An 8,849-nucleotide genomic window follows, 5' to 3' on the forward strand; every position below is an offset into this window, starting at 1 on the left:
AATTTCAACAAATATAGAAGTTATAGGGTAAGTTTTAATTGTTCGGGTAGAAGTTTGAAGCTTTTCCTGTGATATGGCGTACTGCCAAACTCCCTTATTGCCTGGCGATGTTCTTTTGTAGGGTAACCTTTATTTTGTTGCCAGTTATACATTGGGAATTCATGATGCACCTTTTGCATAAATTCGTCTCTTGCAGTTTTGGCTAAAATAGAAGCCGCAGCAATACTCAGGAATTTCCCATCTCCCTTTATAATACAATCATAGGCAATATTGCGATATGGTTTAAACTTATTCCCATCTACTATAATATGCTCAGGTTCGCAGCTTAGTTGATCTATGGCTCTATGCATAGCCAGAATGGAAGCATTCAAAATATTGATTTCATCAATTTCTTCCATATATACGTGGGCTATCCCATAGGTGATAGCCTCACTCATAATAATCTCTTTTAGTTTATTACGATCGCCTAACTTAGTTTGTTTAGAGTCGTTTAGTAACTTGTTTTTAAATCTTTTTGGTAAAATAACAGCTGCAGCAGTTACAGGTCCCGCAAGGCAACCGCGCCCGGCTTCATCGGTGCCGGCTATTTGACAGGGAAGATTAAACATCTTTAACATGATCTGCAAAAATTCAAAGATTTCGGGTTTAAAACAAAACTATTACTTCTTTTTCTTCGTATATCTATTTGTAGTGGCTTGCAGAATTTTGCGCACAAACGATAGGTAGAAGGTATTATTGCCTTTTTCTTATTAAAATCCTCATAAAGTTCTGAGCGCGCCCGATGTGCAAATTTAAGGTATTATTGCAATATTCGTAAAAAAAACACCTTTAAAAAGGTCTCTATTTTACATCTTCTAAAGATGATTTAATAATGGAAATGATAATTCAATTAAAAAATGTTTTGGTTTATTAAGAATTTATTATGATTTTTGGCGTAGGCTAATTCAAATTTAAATAATAATGAAAAACAAATTACATGGAATTCTTACGCTACTATTAGCGTTTGTAGTGCAATTTACTTTTGCACAGGAAAAAGTGGTGACCGGTACGGTCATCGATGAAGATGGTTTGCCCTTACCCGGGGTAAACGTGATTGAGAAGGGTACTAATAATGGTACCCAGACTAATTTTGATGGAGACTACACTATTTCGGCAGAAGAAGGAAGTGTTCTTGTCTTTAGTTATGTAGGTTTCACTACCTATGAAATAACTGTTGGCACGTCAGATTCTTATGATGTGACTTTAGGGGCAGATGCCGCTGCACTTGATGAAGTGGTAGTTGTAGGTTATGGTACCACTACAAGACAGGCTTTTGCCGGTACTGCAACTACAATTGAAGCAGAGAATATTGAGGCTAAGTCATTTTCGAATGTTACTCAGGCGCTTGCCGGTGAGGTTGCCGGGGTGAATGTTATTAACAATTCCGGACAGCCTGGTACTACATCTACTGTGAGAATTAGAGGTTTTGGTTCTATTAATGGTAATCGTGATCCTTTATATGTGGTAGATGGAGTTCCGTTTTCAGGAAGTCTTAACTCTATTAACCCTGCAGATATTAAAAGTACAACAATATTAAAAGATGCAACTGCAACTGCAATTTACGGTTCCAGAGGGGCAAATGGTGTTGTGCTTATTACTACCAAGAAAGGTGGAGTTGGTGAAGATTACATTGAAGTTGATGTAAAAACTGGTATTAACGATCAGTTGATTCCGAGATACGACGTTGTTACTTCACCAGAGCAGTATGTTGGATATGTATGGGAAGGTATTTATAACCGTGGAGTTATAAGTGGTAATCCAAATCCAGTAGATTTTGCTAACAATAACTTATTTACAGACAACTATATTCCTGCAGGTTATAATATGTGGAATGTTGCTGGAGTATCAGAATTGATAAATCCTGATACTCGTATGGTGCGTGATGGAGTTACACGTAGATATACTCCGCAACGTTATACTGATCTTGCATTTGAAGCATCGATTAGAACGGAAGCTAACGTAAGATTTGCCGGTGGTGATGAAAAAACTTCTTATTTCGCATCTGTAGGATATTTGGATGATGAAGGTTACGCAATTAACACAGGCTATGATAGATATACTACTCGTTTAAATGTGCAGTCTGATGTTAAAGAATGGCTTACTGTTGGTGCTAATATAGGTTATGCTTATTCAGAAACTCTTGCGAATGGTCAAACTGTTGGCTCTGAAAACTTATTTGAATTTGCCGATAAGATGGCACCTATTTTCCCGGTTTTCTTAAGAGATGATAATTTTGAGTTGGTTCCAGATCCAATTTTTGGAGGTAATCAATACGATTACGGTTCTGATTCTGGATTCCGTGCGCGTCCAAATGCAAATAACCTGAACCCAATTGGATCAGCGTTGTATGATTTTAATGGTACTGACAGACACGAATTAAACGGTAACTTCTCTTTAGATATTAACCTTACCGAGAACCTTACCTTTGAAACAAGATTTGGTGCTCAGTACTTTAACAGTCGTAATAAGGACTTTAGAAATCCTTTCTATGGTGGTGGTGCATCTACTGGTGGGGATCTTTTCGCCGAAGATACTGAAGTTTTAACAACAAACTTTTTACAGTTGTTGCGTTATGACAATGAATGGGGGGATCACTCTTTTGATGCTTTAGTAGCTCACGAAAGTAATGAATTTGAAGAATCAATATCTACTCAGTATAAAGGAACTTCTGTAAGTCCTTATATATATGAGCTTAATAACTTTGTTGAAAATTTATCTCCGCCAACTGGATACACTCGTGGTCGTTCATTAGAGTCTTATTTCGGGCAAGTGAATTATAATTATTTAGAAAGATATTTCTTTACAGGATCTGTTCGTCACGATGGTTCGTCACGATTCGTAAATGAGAAATGGGGGACTTTTGCTTCAGGAGGTTTAGCCTGGGTTGCTTCTAACGAAGATTTCCTAGCTAATAACGATGTTGTTTCATTCCTTAAAGTAAAAGCTTCTTATGGTACTACTGGTAGTGAAGAGATTCCTACTACTACCCAGAACTCATACTATCCTGGTTACGATACCTTCAATTTAGGTCTATTGGCTGGAGGAATATCTGTTTCTCAAAGATTGAATGGTAATCCTGATTTAACCTGGGAGACTTCTAAACAATTCCAGACAGGGGTTGAATTCGGACTAGGAAACTGGTTAGATGCTACAGTAGATTACTACATAAAGAACACCGGAAACTTGTTTTTCGAGCGTCGTGTAGGGCCTTCTCAAGGTATTGCAGTAATTACTGTTAATGATGGTGAATTAAGAAATACAGGTTTAGAAATGAACTTTACTGCTCACCTTGTAAAAACGGCAGATTGGATGGTAGATTTCAATATTAACGGAGAAATCCTTACTAATGAAATTAAGAGAATGCCATTAGAGCCTTCAACTGGTGAACCAAGGATTTTAGATAATTCAGCCTCTTATTTTGGATATTCTAAGGGTAGCTCGATTTATGATTTTTATATGAGAGAATACGCTGGAGTTGATCCTGCTAACGGTGCGCCCCTATGGTATCAATATTTCAATGATGCTAATGGAAACGGAATCTTAGACTCTGGTGAGGAATCTATTCCATCTATGACTCCTTATCTAGCTGATAATCCGGATGCTACTGTTGAAAGACAAATTACAGATACTTATGCTAATGCAACAGATAAGTACGTAGGTAAAGATGCCATACCAGATTTAAGAGGTGCGTTTCGTTTAACAGCAGCTTATAAAGGATTCGATTTTTCTACTCAGTTTATTTATAGCATAGGAGGTTATGCTTATGATGCTCAATATGGAGAATTAATGTCTGACCGTTTTGGAGCAGCCGGAAATAACTTCCATACTGATATTGCTGACAGATGGCAGAGACCAGGTGATATTACCAATGTTCCTGCACTTACAGACAACGCATTTATTAATGGAACTTCAACTTCCACTCGTTTCTTAACCAGTACAGATTACCTTGCTCTTAATAATGCAAGATTGGGCTATACTATTTCTGAGGATTTATTGGGTAACACAGGAATTAACTATATTAATTTATTTGTTTCTGGAGATAACCTTTTTGTAAAAACAGCAAGAGATGGTTTCCTTCCTAACACAAGTGAATCAGGTAACTCAGGAAGAAGATTATATGCGCCGCTTACTACGTTAACGGCAGGTGTGAGAGTTAAATTTTAAAAAAAAGAATTATGAAAAATATATTAAAAATCACGGGAGTTGCGGCAGGTCTGCTTTTAAGCGTAGGCTGTAGCGAAGACTTCTTGGAAAAAGAGCCATCGCAGTTTCTTACTGCGGGCCAAATTGCTGAAGCAGCAGAGGTAAATCCAGACGTTGTTGCTGGTACTATGACAGGTATCTATGCCTTAACTATTGAAACTGGAACTGGTGGAACAACAAACCATGATGACTTTGGTCATAAAGGGTATGACATTTACGGAGATATGCTTTCCGGAGATTTAGCTTTATCGGTAAGTACTTATGGATGGTATCGTTCAGATATTACTGAGTTTCAGGCACTGCAAGATTTTACTAGTACCAGAAATTACATGCCATGGAGATATTATTACCGAATTATTCGTTCGGCGAATACGGTAATTGATGCTCTTGGTGGTAATGATGCGGAACCAGAACTTGAAGAAAATAAGTATATATTAGGGCAGGCGAAAGCTATGAGAGCTCACTCTTATTTCTACCTGGCACAATACTTCCAGAAGTCTTACAATCCTTCAGAAGAAATTTTGCCTATTTATGATGATCTTGAAGATCAGAATGGACCAAAAGTTCCTGCGTCTGAAATTTACGGACTTATAGACCGTGATTTAGAATCGGCAATAAGTTTGCTGGATGGTTTCGAAAGAAGTGGGAAAAACCAGATTAATAAAGAAGTAGCTCAGGGAATTAAAGCCTATGTTGAAGGTGCTAAAGGAAACTGGCAGGCAGTTTTTGACCTTACTGAGGCGGCTATAACTAATGGTGGATTTTCTATAATGACTTCAGACGAAGTTCTTGGTGGATTTGATGATCTTAATACGCCAGGATGGATGTGGGGAATTGATCTTACTATAGACAACGACCTTGGTCTTGTTTCTTGGTGGGGACAAATGGATTACTATACCTATAGTTATGCCTGGGCTGGTGATGCAAAAGCCATAGATGCAGGTCTTTATGCCGAAATTCCTGAAGACGATGTGCGTAAAGCACAATTTGCTGCTCCCGCAGGCGCTTATACAGACCTTATGCCAATAAACAAGTTCTATGATGAAGCACGTGTAATTGGTGGGCAGTCTCCTGTAACTACAGATTACGTTTATATGCGTGTTGCTGAAATGTACCTATTGCATGCTGAAGCAGCTGCAAACTTAGGTAATGAAGCTACTGCTATTTCTACTCTTAAAACGCTTCTTGACCAGAGAATAGATGATTCTTCTTATGTAGATGGTCTATCTGGACAGGCGCTTTTAGATGAAATTTATCTTCAAACTAGAATAGAACTTTGGGGTGAGGGGAAATCTTATCTTGCACTTAAGAGAAATGAAGAGACTGTTGTTAGAGGTGCTAATCACTTGTCTTTTGTAGGAGAACCAATTCCTTATAATGATGAACGATTAACTTTTGAAATTCCAGAATCTGAAATTCAAAATAATCCTGCTATTAATTCACAAAACGACTAGTCTTAACTCTTTAAAACATAAATAAATTATGAAAAAATATTTATTGTTATTTATTGCGGCTATCTCCTTAACCTTTGTTGGTTGTAATTATGAGGACGATTTTAACGCGCCAAACTATGTTACCTTTGAAGATAGTTCAAGTAGTATAGGTGTGGATCTTGGAAGTTCTGCCACATTTGATGTGACAGTTTATGCAGGAAATACCGTTGGTTCTGATAGAACAATTGGAGTGATGGTAGCCGAAGCATCAACATTAGATGCCGCAGCTTACACAGTTCCTGGAACTGTAACTATCCCTGCCAACAGCAATGAGGGTACTTTATCTATTGAGGCTTCAGATTTGAATTTGGGACCAAATGGAGAAACTTTAATTCTTGAACTGCAGCCAGAAGCTGATCTTTCTGTTGGTGATCCTATGACTATTACTGTAAATCAGATTTGCCCTTATCCTGAAACAAAACTTGAAATTGTTTTTGATGACTGGGCAAGTGAGACTGCCTGGGAAGTAATGGATGCTGAAGGAGCAGTTGTTTTCTCTGGCAGTGGATATGCTGATGGGACTCCAATGCTTAATAGAAATTTGTGTCTGGATACCGGAGATTATACGTTTTCAATTACTGATGCCTATGGAGATGGTCTTACCGCTCCAGAAGTTGGTTCTGTAACTCTTACTTATAATGATGCAGAACTTGTTAGTTTTGACGGAGATTTTGGTGAAGGTACTTCTGTAGATTTTACTATAGAATAATCATACCAATTTAATAATGAAACCACCCCGTTTGGGGTGGTTTTTTTGTTTAGATCAATTTCTGTTTACTGTGATTTTTATTTTTACTTTTGTGGGAGTCCATTTTATATATGAAATTTTATACACTGCTGTTTTTATTCCTAATTCCTCTAATAGGATTTTCGCAAACTAGACTTTCTGGTTCCCCGGGTAGTGAGAAGGCTGATGATGCTAAAGCTGAAGACACCATTAAACCCCCAATTTCTGCATACAAAATAATTTCGGTAGCTAACGATACTACTTTCGTAGATACTACACTTACCATAGAAAAGGATTATAAATTCAATTACCGTCGAAAAGATAATTTTGAATTGTTGCCTTTTTCCAATACCGGCCAAACTTATAACCGGTTGGGGGCTGAATTTGATGCAAAAAAATTATATCCTGAATTCGGGGCTCAGGCCAGGCATTATAATTTTTTAGAAATAGAGGATATTTATTACTATCACGTGCCTACGCCGGTAACAGAGGCCTATTTTAAAACCGTCCCAGAACAGGGCCAGCAATTAGACGTTTTGTTTACTATTAATACTTCAGAAAGGTTAAATTTTTCTGTAGCCTATAAAGGTGTGCGCGCATTAGGTAGGTATCAAAATGCACTTACAAGTACAGGGATATTTCGGTTTGGTTTAACTTATAAAACCCTGGATAGAAAATATCAGTTAAGAACGCACTTTGTTTCACACGATTTAATGAATCAGGAAAACGGCGGACTTTCAGATTTGGCGGTTCAGCAATATATTGATAAAGAAGAGGAGTTCGAAGATCGCTCCTTACTGGCAATGAATTTCGAGAATGCCGAAAGCACACTATACGGAAAGCGCTTCTACCTGGATCATTTTTATCACCTTACCAGGCCAGATACTCTTTCGTCTAATGCATTAAAGGTTGGTCATATTTTTAATCATGATTATAAGAAATTCGATTTTCTACAAGCTAATGCAGTAAACGATATTTTTGGTCCTTCTTTTCAACGAAATAATTTAAGGGACCGGGTGCGTTTAACCGAATTTTATAATGAAGCTTATGTGCAATGGTCTAACAAAACCCTGGGAGAAGTAAAAGCTAAAGCCGCCGTTAAGAATTTTGAATACGGTTATAAAACATTCTATATAAGGGAAAGCGATACAATTAATAATAAACTTACGGGATCAAATTATGCAATAGGGGGAGAATATAGAAAGAAAATAGGTGGTTTTGATGTAGAGGCAGATGCCATGCTTAATCTTGCCGGTGATTTTACGGGGAGCTATTTTTCGGTACACGCTGGTTATAGTTTAGATGAAGAAAATAGGTTAGAGTTTGGGGTTAATCAAAATAGCCATATGCCCAATTATAATTTCCTATTGTATCAGAGTAATTATATTAATTACAATTGGCAGAATGAATTTGATAATGTAAATACGCAAAGTATTTATGGAAAATTACGTTCTAAAAAGTTGTTGAATATTGAAGGTAGATTAACGCAAATTCAAAACTATACCTATTTTTCAGAAGGAGAAGATTCTTTAGTAAAGCCATTCCAGGCAGGAGATCAGGTGCGTTATTTAAAACTAAAAACAAGTAAAGATTTTGATTTTGGCCTTTTTGCCATAGATAATACTTTAATGTATCAAAATGTTCTAGATGGCAAGTCGGTGCTAAATCTTCCTGAATTTGTTACCCGAAATTCTATTTATTATAAAGATGAATGGTTTGACAAAGCCCTATACCTCCAAACAGGATTTACTTTTAAATACTTTACTAATTATAATATGAATGCCTACGATCCTGTTCTGGCCGAATTCTATGTGCAGAATTCAGCCGAATTTGGAAATTATCCCGTGGTAGATTTCTTTTTTAATGGAAAAGTTGATCAGACTCGAATATTTTTTAAGCTGGAAAATATCAATTCTTTATTAGATACCAATAACAACTTTGTAGCGCCGCGCTATCCTTATAGAGACTTTTTACTTCGATTTGGTGTGGTTTGGAACTTTTTTCTTTAATTTTTTCTTCGGAAGCAATTCTCATTTGAATGTTTTTTAACCAATTGTTTGCTTAATTAGAAGGGATGGTGCGTGTGAAGCATGATATTTATGAGAATAAACTAACTTCAACTGAAATTTCCTGAAAAATATCTAAAACTGAATAAAGTCTTGTGCATCTAAAAAACAGCAGTATATTTGCACCCGCTTTGGGACACAACGAGGGTTGAGAAGTAGAGTGGAAAGTTCATTACATATTGGGATACGGTGTTTTTTTTTAAGGAAATAAAGCTTAGAAAAATAAAAGTAAAAAAACTTATTTTTTTACTTGCCAGAATCAAAAGAGGGTGTATATTTGCAGCCGCAAAAACAGCGAAGGTTTTTAATTAAAACGGGAGT

5 protein-coding genes are annotated in these 8,849 nt (G+C 36.8%); 4 read left to right on the plus strand and 1 reads right to left on the minus strand.

Annotated elements, in window-relative coordinates; genetic code table 11:
• Nucleotides 1-20: 20 nt before the first annotated feature.
• Nucleotides 21-608 (minus strand): ribonuclease HII, encoded by a 588-nt coding sequence (locus J0871_RS07140; protein WP_243870422.1) that lies wholly within the window; start codon nucleotides 606-608, stop codon nucleotides 21-23.
• A gap of 352 nt (nucleotides 609-960) precedes the next feature.
• Here J0871_RS07140 and J0871_RS07145 point away from each other — a divergent pair, with 352 nt between their 5' ends.
• From J0871_RS07145 to J0871_RS07160, 4 genes are all read left to right on the plus strand, one after another.
• The gene (locus J0871_RS07145; RefSeq protein WP_208224505.1) at nucleotides 961-4,203 is read left to right on the plus strand and encodes a SusC/RagA family TonB-linked outer membrane protein; all 3,243 of its coding nucleotides are present in this window, start codon (nucleotides 961-963) and stop codon (nucleotides 4,201-4,203) included.
• A gap of 11 nt (nucleotides 4,204-4,214) precedes the next feature.
• Nucleotides 4,215-5,696, plus strand: coding sequence for a RagB/SusD family nutrient uptake outer membrane protein (locus J0871_RS07150; RefSeq protein WP_208224506.1), 1,482 nt, complete (start codon nucleotides 4,215-4,217; stop codon nucleotides 5,694-5,696).
• Between the two features lie 28 nt (nucleotides 5,697-5,724).
• Nucleotides 5,725-6,444: a hypothetical protein gene (locus J0871_RS07155; protein WP_208224508.1), complete on the plus strand. Its 720-nt coding sequence runs from the start codon at nucleotides 5,725-5,727 to the stop codon at nucleotides 6,442-6,444.
• 110 nt (nucleotides 6,445-6,554) lie between these two features.
• Nucleotides 6,555-8,471, plus strand: coding sequence for a putative porin (locus tag J0871_RS07160; RefSeq protein ID WP_208224510.1), 1,917 nt, complete (start codon nucleotides 6,555-6,557; stop codon nucleotides 8,469-8,471).
• Nucleotides 8,472-8,849 lie beyond the last annotated feature (378 nt).

Origin of the sequence: Salegentibacter sp. BDJ18, assembly GCF_017579965.1 — a bacterium.
In the GTDB taxonomy this organism is placed as follows: Bacteria; Bacteroidota; Bacteroidia; order Flavobacteriales; family Flavobacteriaceae; genus Salegentibacter.

Excerpts from the sequence above, each read along its gene's own strand:
- J0871_RS07160 (WP_208224510.1), top strand. The coding sequence starts at position 6,555 with ATGAAATTTTATACACTGCTGTTTTTATTCCTAATTCCTCTAATAGGA.
- J0871_RS07145 (WP_208224505.1), top strand. The coding sequence starts at position 961 with ATGAAAAACAAATTACATGGAATTCTTACGCTACTATTAGCGTTTGTA.
- J0871_RS07155 (WP_208224508.1), top strand. The coding sequence starts at position 5,725 with ATGAAAAAATATTTATTGTTATTTATTGCGGCTATCTCCTTAACCTTT.
- J0871_RS07140 (WP_243870422.1), bottom strand. The coding sequence starts at position 608 with ATGTTTAATCTTCCCTGTCAAATAGCCGGCACCGATGAAGCCGGGCGC.
- J0871_RS07150 (WP_208224506.1), top strand. The coding sequence starts at position 4,215 with ATGAAAAATATATTAAAAATCACGGGAGTTGCGGCAGGTCTGCTTTTA.